Here is a 14,754-nt window from a genome sequence, read left to right on the forward strand (position 1 = left end):
ATTTGCTCCTATCGCGGCGATATGCCCATTTTTCCATCCTTGGCCGTGTTCGGGGTATATTTCGCGGCAATCGCCCGTGACGAACACGAACTAAATCCCGCTGATCCCGCCAACCCGCGCCACTGTTCCCCTCCGAGACCCCGCTGATGGACCTCGACCTGAAAGACGTTCTCGAATTCCTGCAGACCGTTGGCCGCTCGATCGGCGCCGAGGTCACCTCGCCGTGGTTCTATCTTCAACTCGGGCTGGTGCTGAGCGGCGCCGGCATTGCCTTTGCGGCACGCGCCGCCGTGCGCGCGCGCATCGACATGACCTCGCTGGCGATGGGCTGGCCGGGCCCGCTGCGGCAGCTGCTACGGGTGCTGCTGGAGAGCGTCGCCACGGTCGTGTTCGTGATCCTGATGCGGATCGCCCGCACCGGCATGTTGCTGTGGACCTGGCCGAGCCGCAGCTACCTGCTCGCCGTCGCGCTCAAGCTGGCGCTGGCCTGGCTCGTGATCCGGCTGATCACCTCGGTGATCCGCAGCACCTTCATCGTGCAGATCGTGTCGATCTCGGCCTGGCTGGTCGCCGCGCTCAGCATCATCGGCCAGCTCGACAACGTGGTCGACGCGCTCGATTCCATCTCGGTCGTGCTCGGCGGCCTCAGGCTGACGCCGCTGCTGGTGATCAAGCTCGGCGTGCTGCTGCTCGCGGTGCTGTGGCTGACCAACATCGCCAGCAATTTCGTCGAGAGCCGCATCACCCGCTCGACCGACCTGACACCGTCCATCCAGGTGCTCTTGATCAAGATGGTCCGCATGGGCCTGATGATCCTCGGCGTCGCGATTGCGATCAGCGCGGTCGGCATCAACCTGTCGGCGCTCGCGATCTTCTCGGGCGCCGCCGGTGTCGGTATCGGCCTCGGCCTGCAGCGCATCGTCGCCAATTTCGTCGCCGGCATCATCCTGCTGGCCGACAAATCGGTGAAGCCGGGCGATCTCGTCACCATCGGCGACAGCTCGGGGCGCATCAGCGCGATGAACACGCGCTACATCTCGGTCGCCGCCGGCGACGGCCGCGAGTTCCTGATCCCGAACGAGGACCTTGTCACCCAGAAGGTGACCAACTGGACCTACACCGACAAGAACACGCTGGTGAAGGTCAATTTCGGCACCAACTACGACGCCGATCCCCGGGTCGTCTGCAAGCTCGCCACCGAGATCGCGGCCGAGACGCCGCGCACCTTGAAATCGAAGGCGCCGAACTGCCTGCTGACCGAGTTCACCGAGGCCGGCATGAAGTTCTCGCTGACCACATGGATCGCCGACCCCAGCTACATGGACAGCGTCAAGAGCGAGGTGATGCTGGCCCTGTGGGAGGCATTCAAGCGCGAGGGCATCAGGGTGCCGTATCCGGTGCGAGAGCTTCGCGTTCGCGGCGGTGCGCTGCCGGTGGAGACCACGCTGGAGGTGCCGACCGGCTAGGCGGCAGATCCGGCCGTGCACACCCGGCTTGCACCGGCCGGCACGATCATTAAATTAGGCGATCACCCCGCGACACCCCTGAGAACGAAACAGGCCCATGAACTATATCGAAGCGACCGACACCACTGCGCGCAAGAACGGCCAGATCAAGCTGCACGGCCCGAGCGGCTTTGCCGGCATGCGCAAGGCCGGCGCGCTGGTGTCGAGGTGCCTCGATGCGCTCACCGACATCGTCAAGCCGGGCGTGCCGACCTCGCGGATCGACGATTTCGTCCGCGACTTCGCCTTCAGCCACGGCGCCTATCCGGCGACGCTGATGTATCGCGGCTATCGCTACTCGACCTGCACGTCGATCAACCACGTGGTCTGCCACGGCATGCCGAACGACCGGCCGCTGAAGGAAGGCGACATCATCAATGTCGACGTCACCTTCATCGTCGACGGCTGGTACGGCGATTCCAGCCGCATGTACGGGATCGGCCCGATCGCGCGCAAGGCCGAGCGGCTGATCGAGGTCACCTACGAATCGATGATGCGCGGCATCGCCGCGGTGAAGCCCGGCGCCACCACCGGCGACATCGGCCATGCGATCCAGAGCTTCGTCGAGCCGCAGAGCATGAGCGTGGTGCGCGACTTCTGCGGCCATGGCCTCGGCCGGCTGTTCCACGACGAGCCGAACATCATCCATGTCGGCCGGCCCGGAGAGGGCGTGCTGCTCAAGCCCGGCATGTTCTTCACCATCGAGCCGATGATCAATCTCGGCAAGCCGCATGTGAAGATCCTGTCCGACGGCTGGACCGCGGTGACGCGGGACCGCTCGTTGTCGGCGCAGTTCGAGCATTCGGTCGGCGTCACCGCCGACGGCGTCGAGATCTTCACGCTGTCGGAGCGCCATGGCGAGAAGCCGCTGACGCAGGTGTGAGCGGGCTCCCTGGACGAATGGTCGCAGGGCGTCCGATTGTTGCCATGTCCGGCTGATCGACTGCCGCCTCCATCGCATGCGATTGCGGGAGGCAGCTCTGACCATCGCAACACGCCGTGGCGTTCTCGGCCTTCTCTCCGCGGGCGCAGCGCTGCTGACGCCGCCGGCGCGCGCCGCGTCGGAGACAGTTCCTGCATCGGCGAATGCCGACGATGCCTGCATCCTGACGCCGCAGTCGGAGTCGGGCCCCTATTATCTCGATCCCAAGCTGGTGCGCGCCGAGATCGCCGAGGACCGGCCGGGCGTCCCGCTCAGGCTGCGCCTTCGCGTCATCGAGGCCGGCTCCTGCGCACCGATCCCGGGCGCACGGGTCGACGTCTGGCACTGCGACGCCCGCGGCATCTATTCGGGCTATCCCGGCCAGAGCGACAATCACAAGCTCGACCAGAGCGGCAAGACGTTCCTGCGCGGCACCCAGATGGCCGATGCCGCCGGCTGGGCCGGCTTCAGGACGATCTATCCCGGCTGGTATGCCGGCCGCGCCACCCACATCCACTTCAGGGTGTTTGTCGACGAGGCCACGGTGTTGACGGGACAGACCTTCTTTCCCGAGGCGCTGAACGAGTTCATCTACACCAACGTGCCCGACTACACCGGACGGCCTAAGCAGCGGCTCGTCATCAACGCCAACGACCGCGTCGCGACCGAGGCCGATCCCGATCACCGCGCGCATTGCGCGGTGAAGGAGGAGCGCGACCATTATCTCGCAACATTGACGCTGGCTGTGAGCCGCAACCCGGCCGCCGCGGTCGAGATGCCCACCGGCAAGCTGCCGCCGGCGCCGTGGATCAAGGACCGGCTGGCGGCGCTGGTGCCCGGGCTGAGGCGCAGCCCGTTCTGATCAATCCGGCTCGGTGAACTGATAGGCCAGCGCGGCGAGCGGCAGCGCCGTGCCGAATGCGGCGGCGGCCGTCCAGCCGCCATGCGCATAGGCCCACGCGCCGAGGCCCGACCCTGCTGCGCCCGCGACGAAGAAGGTGGTCATGTAGAGCCCGTTGAGTCGGCTGCGCTGGCCTGCGCCGAGCACGAACAGCACGCGATAGCCGAGAATGAGGCTGAGCTGCGCGCCGCAATCGATCGCGATGGCGGCGATCACCAGCGAGATCAACGACCAATTCGTTCCGAGCGGGACCAACAGTGTCAACGCGAACCCGGCAGCGCACAGCACCATCGACGCAACCGTCGCCGGCCTCGTCCAGCCGCGGTCGGCGATGCGGCCGGCGACCGGTGCCATGATCGCGCCGGCGACGCCGGCCAGCGCGAACAGGGCGATGCCGGTCTGCGACATCCGGAAATTCGGTCCGGCCAGCAGCAGCGGTGACGTGGTCCAGAACACGCTGAAGCCGCCGAACAGCGCGGCCTGGTACAGCGCGCGGCGGCGCAGCGCCGGCGTGTCGCGATAGAGCTCGACCATCGAGCCGAGCAGCTGGCCATAGCTCAGCCGCGCCTGCGGCTCACGCGGCGGCAGGGCCAGGCGCAGCACGACGGCAAGGATCAGCATGGCGAGCGCCGAGGCCATATAGATGACGTGCCAGGAGGCATGGGCCGCAACGAAGCTCGCGAGCGGCCGTGCCAGCATGATGCCGAGCATCAGACCGGTGGTGACATTGCCGACGGCGCGGCCGCGGATCGCCTCCGGCGCCATATGGCCGGCATAGGGGATCAGGATCTGCACTGCGACCGAGCCGAAGCCGATCAGCAGCGCCGAAAGCAGGAAGGTCGATGGGCTCGTCGCCAGCGCCGCACAGGCCAGTGCGACCGCGCCGACGATGATGGTCGTGATGACGAGCTTGCGGTTCTCGATGAGGTCGCCGAGCGGCACCACGAACAAGAGACCTGCGCCGTAGCCGATCTGGCTCATCGTCACCAGCAGTCCCGCGAGCTGCGGCCGCAGCCCGAGGTCGGCGCTGATCGGCCCGATCAACGGCTGCGCATAATAGATGTTGGCGACGATCAGCCCGCAGGAAAAGGCCAATAGCAGCGTGATCCAGGCGGACAGCGAGTCGCCGGAATCGGACGTGATGGTGGTCAACGCGGATCTCTCTCGGGCGGAAACGGCAGGCCATAGGGCCTTATGAGAACAGAGGCTGTCGAGCCGTGATTTTGCATCGCAGCATTCAAGCCCGACATAGGTGCTGAGGTCCCCCGCACCAATTCACGTCTACGTGGGCGCTGCATCGCCCAAGCCGGAGCGGAGGGAGCAGGCAATCGAGGCCGCTAGCGCATGCCACGCGCTGACGTTTCGGTCTCTTCGGTGCGCCGGCCGCCGATCAGCCGCGGCAGCAGCATCGGCACCCGCTGGCGGTAGCGCCGATAGCTCTCGCCGAACTCGGCAACCAGGTCCCGTTCCTCGAGCTGCAGCCCGATCAGGATGTAGGCCGTGCTGAGGACCGCGAACAGCAAATGACCGACCGACATCTCCGGCGTGGCCCAGAACGCGAGCAGGAAGCCCAGCATCAGCGGGTGGCGCACCAGGCGATACAGCAGCGGGGTCTTGAACGGCTGCGCCGTCGCATCGGTGCCGCGGAGGGCAAGGACGGCCTGCCGCAGGCCGAACAGATCGAAATGATCGATCATGTAGGTCGAGCTGAGCGCGATGAGCCAGCCGAGCCAGTGGACGCCGGTCAGCACGGCCGCGGCGACGCCCTCGACGCGCCAGACCGGGATCGGGATCGGACGCCATTGCCAGAACAGCAGCAGCAGGATCACGCTGGACAGCAGCACATAGGTGCTACGCTCGGCCGCCGCCGGAATGATGCGCGTGAACCACCGTTTGAAAGCCGGACGCGCCATCACGCTGTGCTGGGCCGCAAACAGCGCCAGCAGCAGCACGTCGACGACGACGGCCTCGGTCACGGTGCCGGACACGCCCACGTCGATCGACTTGGCCGTGAGATAGTTGTAATTGCCGACGAAACCGACCGCCCAGACGAACGACCCAAGAAAGACGGCATAGCTCGTGATGGCGTAGAGCATGATGAGGAGACGTCCGGACATGAATGTTTCCTTGTTGCATCGAGGACGGCATGGCCGTGATCGAGACGCCCGATCCTGGGATCGTTCACGTCCCGCGCGAGCCTGAGCCTTACCAATCGACCGTCCCCCGAGCGTCCCCCGGACGCAGCCATGCAGGTCGCACGACAATGGTTCAGTTCCGCGTCCGGACATTCGGCTTTCCCGAGCTGCATCGCGACGGCCAGCCATGCCCGCTGTCGCTGCGCAAGGGCCTCGCTCTGCTGGTCTATCTGGCGGAGGCCAAGGGCCGCGTCGCGCGGGACGTTCTGGCGACGATGCTCTGGCCCGAGAGTTCCGAGGAGGTGGCGCGGGCGCGGCTGCGGCGCCTGCTGCACCGGCTCCAGCTCACGCTCGGCGACGGCTGCCTCACCATCGATCGCGCGACGATTCGGTGGGCGGCCGCGGTCGAGCTGGAGGTCGAATCCGGGCTGTTCGAAACGGCCTGCGACCGCGGCGAATTCGAGCTGGCCTGCCGCCTCTATGCAGGTGACTTCCTCGACGGCTTCACGCCCGGCGATTGTCCGCAGTTCGAGGAATGGGCCTTCTTCCGGCGCGAAGCCTTGCGCGGCCGGGCGGTCCAGGCGCTGGAGCGCGTGGTGCAGGATCGCAGCGCGGCCGGTGACCATGCCGCGGCGGCGGCCCACGCCCGGCGCCTCGTCGCGTTCGATCCGCTCAGCGAGGTCTATGGCCGCGCCCTGATCCGCAGCCTGCTGCTGGCCGGCGACCGCGCCGCCGCCGAGCGTCATCTCGACGCCCTGACACAGCGCCTGCGCGACGAGCTCGGCGTCTCCCCCGAACCGGATACGCTGGCGCTGCTGACGCAGGGCGTCGCGGCGCAACGCGAGAGCGCGCCGCCGACGCGCTATGTCCTGGGCGACGGCGTTCATCTGGCCTATCAGACCTACGGCACCGGTCCTCTGGACATCCTGCTACTGCCCGGCTTCGTCTCGCATGTCGAGCGGATCTGGGAGGAGCCGCGCTGTCGGGCCTTGCTGTCCGCGCTCGCCAGAATCGGCCGTCTGATCCTGTTCGATCGCCGCGGCATCGGGCTCTCCGACCGGGTCGGTTTCAGCCCCAGCGTGGAGGCGACGGCGCGCGACATCGCGACCGTGCTCGACGCCGCCGGCAGCCGGCGCACGGTGCTGCTCGGCGCCTCCGAGGGCGGACCGGCCTGCATCACCTTCGCGGCCGACCATCCCGAGCGTGTCGCCGGGCTGATCCTGTTCGCCTCGCTGGCCAAGGGCAGCGCGACATCAGACTATCCGCATGCGCTGCAGGCCGGCCAGTACGGCATCTGGCTGCGACAGCTCGTGGCCGAATGGGGCGGACCGGCGGGCATCGAGACGTTCGCACCGAGCCTGGCCGGCGATCCCCAGGCGCGGGCCTGGTGGGCCGGACTGCTTCGCGCGGCATCCAGCCCCGGCGCCATCAAGGGCCTGCTCGAAGCCTTCAGGGATATGGACGTCCGCCACCTGCTCGCCCGGGTCTCTGCACCGACCCTGGTGCTGCACCGACGCCGTGACCGCGCCGTACTCGTCGGGGCCGGGCGACATCTCGCCAGCCATATCCGTCACGCGCGCTTCGTCGAGCTCGACGGCGCCGACCATTGGATGTTCGCCGGCGATCAGAGGCCCGTCCTCGCCAGCATCGAAGCCTTTATCGGCAGTCTGCAGCCATAAGCAGGATCGCCCGGACGAGATGGACGTCGTCCGGTGCTGCTCACGCTCGTGATCCTGTTCGGCCTCGGGCGGCTGCTGTTCTGGCTCGGCTATGCCAGGGGCGCGGCGGGCCGCGCCTTCGGCGTTGCGCTCACCTTCTACCCCACAGCGTTCTCGCTCATCATCGGCCTCATCCTCGTGCTGACCGGGCGCGCGGCCTAGCAAGGCGCGCCCTGCGGCGCGCGAGCACTTCGAGGTTGCAAAAATGCGGCATCACGGCATGCTGACGCCGATGCCCGAGAAAGCCCCTCCTCCCAACGATACGCCGCCGGACACGCCGCACTATCACGGCCACCGGCAGCGGCTGCGCGAGCGCTTCCACAGCGCCGGCCCCGACGCGCTCAACGACTACGAGCTGCTGGAGATGGTGCTGTTCGCCGCGCTGCCGCGGCGCGACGTCAAGCCGCTGGCGAAGGCGCTGCTGAAGACGTTCGGATCGTTCGCCGAGGTGATCCACGCGCCGGAGCCGCGGCTGCGCGAGATCGACGGCGTCGGCGACGCCTCGATCACCCAGCTCAAGCTGATCGCCGCCGCCGCGCACCGCATCGCCAAGGGCGAGGTGCGGCAGAAGCACGCGCTGGCGTCATGGCAGGACGTCATCACCTATTGCCGCACCAGCATGGCGTTCGCCGACAAGGAGCAGTTCAGGCTGTTGTTTCTCGACAAGCGCAACCAGCTGATCGCCGACGAGGTGCAGCAGACCGGCACCGTCGATCACACGCCGGTCTATCCGCGCGAGGTGATCAAGCGCGCGCTCGAATTGTCGGCCACTGCGATCATCCTGGTGCACAACCATCCCACTTGCCCGATTTCGATCACGCTAGATCCCGTCCTTATCCATTGAATCATTTGAGTTTTCTGGCTTGTCGTAGTCTCGGATATCGTGGCATATTGGGGTCGGTTTTGAAGGGGATCGAACGCCCTTTAGACCCCAGTCGCCGACCCCACGCACCCGTCTGGCGACCCCACCTCAGAGCCGATGGGAGAGCCCAGTGCCAAGCCTTACCGACGGAGAAATACGACGCGCTCTGAAACAGGTGCAGCAGACCGGCAAGCAGCTAAGCCTCGTCGACGGCGATGGTCACGGAACTGGTCGCCTCGTCCTGGTGATGAAGCCCATGCCAACTCGCGTCACGGCGGACTGGATGGCGCAGCAATGGCGCGATCAAAAGCGTCTGAAGAAGAAGCTCGGCTCGTATCCTTCGATGTCGCTCAGCAAGGCCCGGGAGGTTTTCGCCCGCGACTTCGCAGACCTTATCCAGAAGGGCCGCAGCATCAAGATCGCCGGCGACACCCGCCCGGGCACGGTGGCCGACTTATTCGAGGCCTACGTCCAATATCTGAAGGACGCGGAAAGGCCTTCGTGGAAGGAGACAGAAAAAGGCCTCAACAAGATAGCCGACACCCTCGGCCGCAACCGACCGGCACGCGAAATCGAGCCCGAGGAGATCGTCGAGGTGATCCGGCCGATTTATGAGCGTGGCAAGAAGGCGATGGCCGACCATGTGAGAAGCTACGTTCACGCCGCCTATAGTTGGGGCCTAAAGTCAGAACACGACTACCGAAGCGCTTCGCAGCGTCGCTTCCGCCTTGTCTACAACCCCGCCGCCGGAATTCCGACGGAGCCCAAGAAGGTTGGGACACGATGGCTCAACGAAGACGAATTCGTGCAACTCTACCGCTGGCTTGAATGCCCCGATGCACCGGTGCATCCGCCCTATACGAGAGCGGTCCGGATCCTCATGCTCACAGGTCAGCGTGTGGAAGAGATCGCCCGCCTCCACCTCGACAATTGGGATGCGGAAGAAAAAATCATCGATTGGTCAAAGACCAAGAACGGCACGCCTCATGCTATTCCCGTACCTCCCGTCGCTGCGGAGCTTATCCAAGCGATCAAGCCGAACGAATACGGTTGGTTCTTTCCCTCGGCGAAGGACCCGAAGCGGCCTGTTAGTCACGGAACGCTCTACAGCTTCATATGGCGACAGCGCGACCGGGGCGTGATCCCGGTCGTGACCAATCGCGATCTTCGCCGGACATGGAAGACACTTGCAGGCCAGGCGGGCGTACCGAAGGAAATTCGTGATCGCATTCAGAATCATGCGCTGCAGGACGTGAGCTCCAAGAGCTACGATCGCTGGAACTACATGCGCGAGAAGCGGACGGGCATGGCCAAATGGGACAAGTTTGTTCGCGCGATGTTAGCGAGAAAGCGTCCGCTCAGGCTGGTCGCCTAGATCAGCTGAAAGCTGAAGAGATAGACAAATTCAGAGACTTAACGAGCCGGCACGGATCGTTTTCCCGCCTGAACACTTGAGCACCCGCCGCTCGGCTGGATAGAGCGTCGCCCTCCGAAGGCGAAGGCCACACGTTCGAATCGTGTCGGGTGCGCCACCCACTGGATAGCTCTCGCGGAAGCCGGGGTGAGCTAGCAGCACTTCCTCCAGCCACTCGCTAGAATTGCGTTCAGCGCGAAAAGGCGCCATCGCCCGGTTGCGTTTGGTCGTTAGAAGCCAATTCATTTGCTTGAGTTGCGAAACTCGGTCCTGACGCCCTAGATCGAGGCAAGTGGGGTGCATAGATTTTGGGCCGGTTAGGCCTTGGGGCTCTTGAGCCTCACGCCCTCGCCCTTTTGGTCGGCAACGAGAAATTCTATGCCGGCTTTGACCAAAGCGTCCTGAACAGCTTGCACCGTACTTATCCGAGAATCCACAACACCGCCTTCGAGCCTGGCAACGGCGTTAAGCGACACGATCGCCTTGTCCGCGAGTTGCTGCTGGGACCAGCCAAGCAACGCTCTAGCAGCCCGAATTTGTCGAGAGGTGATCATGAGATCACCATCGACACCCCTAGCAAAAGCGCCACTATAAGGTTATAATTACCCCTCTAAAGGGTATTATTTACCCGTAAAGGAATGAAATCTCATGTGGATAGCGCGAGATTTCCGAACTGAGCCGTCCGCGCATTTTCCGGATGCAGATGTTGTCGTCCATTAAGGCTGCCTGATCAATGAAGACCCCCTCGTCTCAACCGTCTTACAAGTCTCAGACCAAAGTCGGTTCTCGCCCTGGCCGCTGCGATGGCGACAATCCTAGCAACGGTTCTAGACGCTCAACTTCAGACCTCGCCAACATACGGTTCAAGGCGACCGACGACGATTTCGGCTTGATCGTGTTGGGCAGGCAGCTCGAAGAGGCTCTTGCCAAGATACGAGCCTTCGATCCGGTGTCACCAGACCATCTCGAACGAATTGAAACCTTGCTCGCTGGCCTAGCGCCCATAGAGCAGGCCATTATTGCCACACCGGCACGAACTATAGCCGGTCTGGGCGTAAAAGCTCGTCATGCAGCCTACGTCAATTCCGAACACTGGGATGCGCCGGTTGACGAGATCGACTGGGATGCCCGGGCCGTTCGTTCCTTGATTGAAGCGGTGTGCGACATGGCCTCCATACCATTTTCCTTGGGGGCGAACTCCAAGGAAGACAAATAGTCGCGCCGTACAGATCTTGCTGCCGTTCAACTTTCGATGGAAGGACTGGAGCGAATGAGCATCGTGTCGATCATGGCCACGTTCCTCGAAGAGAAGTTGCGAGAACACGGTATCCGCGGGCTAACCCAACGCGACCGTGAAACGATAGTCATCAGCATGATCGAACGCACTGCTGAACTCGAAACAGACATCAAGCAGCGTCATTTGGGAGCACGCCTCGATGATCAGAACTGAGGACTGTTGGTGAGCTGCGGACGTTTTCAAGCGTGGAGGAGGGGGAGTCTGCACTAGCCGTCGAGATTACCATTTTACATCAATTTCTTAGCTAACTCTCCGTGCCAGCTGCCCATTGCTTCACCCACCCGAACAGGGACTGGAACGATCAGGGGTAAACTGGAGGCCGGATCGCAGGGTTGAGCGGAGTTTCGATACGCCCCTTGTGTTCAGAAAGTCTGTCAAGATGCGCGAACGGCCGGGGGGCCGCAGGCGCCAAACTTTGCCTTCCGCTCCAAATTTATCGGCCGGACTGGTCAGCGGTACGATGCAAGATGCCAAGTTGCCCGGCCGAAAATGGGAATACGTACCCGAACGGCGTTCGTGCTCGACAGGAAACAAATTGGGCATCTTGACGGTTGTGGTACCACGAGGGCACAATTGATAATGGAATTGATCGGGGACATGGGGGCCAGACACTATGACGTTTGGGCATGACGCCCATCACTGCGTTTCGCAGCTTCGGCAAACCCTCGCTGCAGACAAACTCCCAGTTGGCTTTTTCCTAGGGGCCGGCTGCCCCTGCGCCGTTAGGATCGACGAAGGAAACGGCTCGCCGCCGTATTCGATCATTCCGGACATTCGGGGGCTTACTGCCTTCATTCACACGGAACTAATTGTGAATGAGGACGTAAAGGAACCCTACTCCAAGCTACTTGCACTATTTAAAGAAGATGAAGTTGACAATCCGAATGTCGAGCAGATGCTCAATCGGGTACGACAATTTCGAGAAGTTGCCGGCAGAGTCGGCGTGCGGGGCGTCTCCGCTGCTGAGCTGACCGCTCTGGACAAGGAAATCTGCAAATCGATCCGAGCGAGGGTGACCAGATCACTCCCTGCGGCTTCAACTCCATATCATTCGCTCGCGGAGTATGTCGGCCGCCATCGATCTCCATCGACAGAGCTGTTTACGACGAACTACGATCTACTGCTCGAAGAAGCTCTCGAACATCACCAGGTTCCGTTTTTCGACGGTTTTGTTGGCTCGTCACGCCCCTTCTTTGATCAAAAGGCGATCGAAGATGGGGAAGTACCAGAGAGATGGGCCCGGCTATGGAAGCTGCATGGATCGATCAACTGGAGGTTCAATAGGGACTCAAAGGCTATCGTCCGCACAGATCGGGATGATGCTGGCGATGAGCTGCTGATTCATCCCTCGCATCTAAAATACGACGAAAGTCGGCGAATGCCTTACCTCGTCATGGCGGACCGACTAAAGACTTTCCTAAAGCGTGGCGAGCGCCCCGTTGCCATGTTTATCTTGGGATACTCCTTTGGTGACGAGCACATTAACGAGGCACTTATTGATTGCCTGCGCTCCAACCCCTCCGCCGCGTGTTTCGCAATACAATTCGGGAGTCTGTCTAATTATCCAGCTGCGGTGAAGCTTGCGACCGAGAATCCCAATCTTTCAGTCATGGCAAAGGATAGAGCGGTAATTCGACGGCAGGAGGCAGGTTGGCTTATGACGCCAACTCGGGATGTTACGGCTCTAGCTCAAGTCTTCACTGTGGGGGCAGAAGCACGTGGAGCCGATACTGACGCTCCCCGCCCATGTGACTTCCAGATCGGTGACTTTGCAAAATTTGGAGACTTTCTCCGTCTCGTGTCAAGCTCCGTAGAAGCAAGGTAGTCTGCCGTGGCTCGAACAGATCCCACATTGCTTGGTACTGTAGAGGATGTCAGCGGAGCTACCGTCAGAGTGAAGCTAGGTAGCGAGACAGTTTCGGGCCTGAGCTTCATTGAAGGACAAAGCTATCGCGTCGGACAAGTTGGCGGCTTTGTTCGAATTCCATTGGGCTTTGTGAATCTTTATGGAGTAATTTCGCAGGTCGGCGCCAGTGCAGTGCCAGAGCGCCTAGCCGAAATCGAAGTTCATGGCAATCGGTGGATGACGATCCAATTGGTGGGGGAGGGCCAGCCAGGCGCTCGATTCGACAGAGGCATCTCTCAGTTTCCTACTGTTGGTGATACCGCTCACCTCGTCACCGAGACCGATCTTAGAACAATTTATGGACGCCCCAACGATGACCGCTTCGTACAAGTCGGGCAGCTAGCAAGCGCGAGCAGCATTCCTGCATTGGTAGAGATTGATAGGCTAGTCACACGTCATAGCGCCGTACTAGGGACAACAGGCTCCGGAAAGTCAACCACCGTGGCGGGGCTGCTGGCCGCGCTATCAGACCGCAGCCGCTATCCATCCGCGCGCATCCTCGTCATTGATATTCATGGAGAGTATGGGAGAGCGCTACAGGACAGAGCTGCAGTGTTCCGTATTAATCCAGATCTCAAAAAGGGAGAACGGCCGCTTTACATCCCCTACTGGGCAATGACCCTCGACGAATTGTTGCCAGTGACGCTTGGCTCCATAGACAATCCCGGTGATCGGGGAGCGGTCATTGACCGCATCATGGCTCTAAAACTAGAGGGGTTGACCACCTACCCAAGACCCGGCGTCGACTCCGAGACCTTAAGCGTTGATACGCCGGTCCCCTTTAGCATTCATAAGCTATGGTTTGACTTACATTGCGAGATGAGATCGACTCACTTTGAACGAGACGGACAACCTCAATCGAAGGAAACTTGGGCGCTAGAGCTCGATCCAGCAACTAACAAGCCTGTACAAGAAGGCGACGCAATCCGAGGGATACCGCCGCGATTTCGTGCAGCGAAGGACATAAAAGGTGATACCGAAAAAATACGGCTAAGTCGATCGTCCCTGTCAGTCAGTAGGCAGATGGATGCGTTAGGCTCCAAAATTCGTGACCCCCGGTTTGATTTTATGTTGAGGCCGGGTCCCTATTGTCCCGCAGAAGACGGGAAAACAGAACAAGATCTCGATACACTGCTGTCGGATTGGCTCGGGGACCGCAGCCCCATTACGATTCTTGATTTATCGAACATTCCTCCAGCGATCCAATCCGAGCTGGTGGGAGCTGTCCTACGCATTGTTTACGACGCCCTTTACTGGGCTCGAAACATTCCAGAAGGCGGACGAGAACGGCCACTGCTAGTCGTTCTTGAGGAAGCTCACGCCTATCTCGGCGAAAAGCAAATCGCCGCCACAGCTGTTCGCAAGGTCGCCAAGGAAGGTCGAAAGTACGGCATTGGAATGATGCTCGTTAGTCAAAGGCCAGCCGAAATAGATCAAACGATTCTTTCACAGTGTGGGACGCTATTCGCGCTTCGATTGAGCAATGCGACAGATCGTAGCCACGTTAAAGGTGCCGCCTCGGACAACCTTGACGGATTATTTGCGATGCTTCCTGTCCTTCGGACGGGAGAGGCTGTTATTATCGGTGAGGCGGTGAATTTGCCGATTCGTACGCTTATCAATCCACCGAGCGTAAACCGGAGACCCGATAGCTCCGATCCGAAGGTTGTGGTTTCCGGCTCTGAAGCCGATGGCTATGAAGGCCCTGGCGGATGGAATCAGAAGCGTGACCCAGCAAAGTATTCTGAAGCCGTCGAACTTTGGCGGCGGCAAAACGCGCGACCAAGCAACGTTGTTGTTGAGACGGCGGCTCCAGAAGGTATCGAATTAGAGAGAGGGACGGAATGAAGCGCGATGCAGTAAGCTCATCGAATATCGCCGAAGTCGGCTATGATGCGACCAGTCGCACCCTCGAGGTACTATTCAAGACCGGCGCGGTTTATCAATACTTTGACGTGCCCGAGCAGATTTACGACGAGCTTATGCGATCTTCGTCGGTCGGAGGCTTCTTAAATTCAAGTGTCAAGGGGCAGTACCGCTACGCTCGCCTATGACTGATCGGGTATGAGGTGAGCACTTCGACTCCGTCGAACT

General features: G+C 61.8%; 15 protein-coding genes and 1 tRNA gene. 13 read left to right on the forward strand and 3 right to left on the reverse strand.

Going from position 1 to position 14,754, the window contains the following annotated elements; genetic code table 11:
- Window positions 1-146: 146 nt before the first annotated feature.
- The 3 genes from QX039_RS29040 to QX039_RS29050 all read left to right on the forward strand — a co-directional run bounded on the left by QX039_RS29040 (window position 147) and on the right by QX039_RS29050 (window position 3,289).
- Window positions 147-1,466, forward strand: a complete 1,320-nt coding sequence (locus QX039_RS29040; protein WP_315735015.1) for a mechanosensitive ion channel family protein — start codon at window positions 147-149, stop codon at window positions 1,464-1,466.
- A gap of 97 nt (window positions 1,467-1,563) precedes the next feature.
- Window positions 1,564-2,388: a type I methionyl aminopeptidase gene (gene map / locus QX039_RS29045; RefSeq protein WP_315773590.1), complete on the forward strand. Its 825-nt coding sequence runs from the start codon at window positions 1,564-1,566 to the stop codon at window positions 2,386-2,388.
- A 97-nt stretch (window positions 2,389-2,485) separates the two neighbouring features.
- Complete coding sequence (locus tag QX039_RS29050) at window positions 2,486-3,289, forward strand: intradiol ring-cleavage dioxygenase (RefSeq protein ID WP_315773680.1); 804 nt, start codon at window positions 2,486-2,488, stop codon at window positions 3,287-3,289.
- Here the strand turns inward: QX039_RS29050 and QX039_RS29055 are convergent, their stop codons facing one another.
- The gene (locus tag QX039_RS29055) at window positions 3,290-4,480 is read right to left on the reverse strand and encodes an MFS transporter (RefSeq protein WP_315773588.1); all 1,191 of its coding nucleotides are present in this window, start codon (window positions 4,478-4,480) and stop codon (window positions 3,290-3,292) included. It lies immediately after the preceding gene.
- Between the two features lie 185 nt (window positions 4,481-4,665).
- Entirely contained in the window at window positions 4,666-5,445 is a 780-nt protein-coding gene (gene mddA, locus QX039_RS29060; RefSeq protein WP_315735022.1) for a methanethiol S-methyltransferase, read from the reverse strand.
- A 146-nt stretch (window positions 5,446-5,591) separates the two neighbouring features.
- Here mddA and QX039_RS29065 point away from each other — a divergent pair, with 146 nt between their 5' ends.
- The 5 genes from QX039_RS29065 to QX039_RS29085 all read left to right on the forward strand — a co-directional run bounded on the left by QX039_RS29065 (window position 5,592) and on the right by QX039_RS29085 (window position 9,575).
- A complete protein-coding gene (locus QX039_RS29065; RefSeq protein WP_315773586.1) occupies window positions 5,592-7,142 on the forward strand; it encodes an alpha/beta fold hydrolase in 1,551 nt (516 codons plus the stop codon).
- 33 nt (window positions 7,143-7,175) lie between these two features.
- On the forward strand, window positions 7,176-7,343 hold the full coding sequence (locus tag QX039_RS29070) for a hypothetical protein (protein WP_315735026.1): 168 nt from the start codon (window positions 7,176-7,178) through the stop codon (window positions 7,341-7,343).
- Between the two features lie 70 nt (window positions 7,344-7,413).
- A complete protein-coding gene (locus QX039_RS29075; RefSeq protein WP_316219536.1) occupies window positions 7,414-8,025 on the forward strand; it encodes a RadC family protein in 612 nt (203 codons plus the stop codon).
- Between the two features lie 148 nt (window positions 8,026-8,173).
- Complete coding sequence (locus QX039_RS29080; RefSeq protein ID WP_315774316.1) at window positions 8,174-9,418, forward strand: tyrosine-type recombinase/integrase; 1,245 nt, start codon at window positions 8,174-8,176, stop codon at window positions 9,416-9,418.
- Window positions 9,419-9,498: 80 nt separating this feature from the next.
- Window positions 9,499-9,575 (forward strand) — tRNA-Arg (locus QX039_RS29085).
- A gap of 199 nt (window positions 9,576-9,774) precedes the next feature.
- Here QX039_RS29085 and QX039_RS29090 read toward each other — a convergent pair.
- A complete protein-coding gene (locus QX039_RS29090) occupies window positions 9,775-10,011 on the reverse strand; it encodes a helix-turn-helix domain-containing protein (RefSeq protein WP_315774315.1) in 237 nt (78 codons plus the stop codon).
- Between the two features lie 179 nt (window positions 10,012-10,190).
- On the opposite strand from QX039_RS29090, the gene QX039_RS29095 reads away from it, so the two are divergent.
- The 5 genes from QX039_RS29095 to QX039_RS29115 all read left to right on the forward strand — a co-directional run bounded on the left by QX039_RS29095 (window position 10,191) and on the right by QX039_RS29115 (window position 14,714).
- Window positions 10,191-10,673, forward strand: a complete 483-nt coding sequence (locus QX039_RS29095) for a hypothetical protein (RefSeq protein ID WP_315774314.1) — start codon at window positions 10,191-10,193, stop codon at window positions 10,671-10,673.
- A 54-nt stretch (window positions 10,674-10,727) separates the two neighbouring features.
- Window positions 10,728-10,907, forward strand: a complete 180-nt coding sequence (locus QX039_RS29100) for a hypothetical protein (RefSeq protein ID WP_315774313.1) — start codon at window positions 10,728-10,730, stop codon at window positions 10,905-10,907.
- A gap of 658 nt (window positions 10,908-11,565) precedes the next feature.
- On the forward strand, window positions 11,566-12,579 hold the full coding sequence (locus tag QX039_RS29105) for an SIR2 family protein (protein ID WP_315774312.1): 1,014 nt from the start codon (window positions 11,566-11,568) through the stop codon (window positions 12,577-12,579).
- Window positions 12,580-12,648: 69 nt separating this feature from the next.
- The gene (locus QX039_RS29110) at window positions 12,649-14,508 is read left to right on the forward strand and encodes an ATP-binding protein (protein WP_316219535.1); all 1,860 of its coding nucleotides are present in this window, start codon (window positions 12,649-12,651) and stop codon (window positions 14,506-14,508) included.
- Entirely contained in the window at window positions 14,505-14,714 is a 210-nt protein-coding gene (locus QX039_RS29115; protein WP_315774309.1) for a KTSC domain-containing protein, read from the forward strand. Before QX039_RS29110 ends, QX039_RS29115 begins: the two co-directional genes overlap by 4 nt.
- The last annotated feature ends 40 nt before the right edge of the window (window positions 14,715-14,754 follow it).

Origin of the sequence: Bradyrhizobium sp. SZCCHNR1043 (genome assembly GCF_032489675.1) — a bacterium.
In the GTDB taxonomy this organism is placed as follows: domain Bacteria; phylum Pseudomonadota; class Alphaproteobacteria; order Rhizobiales; family Xanthobacteraceae; genus Bradyrhizobium.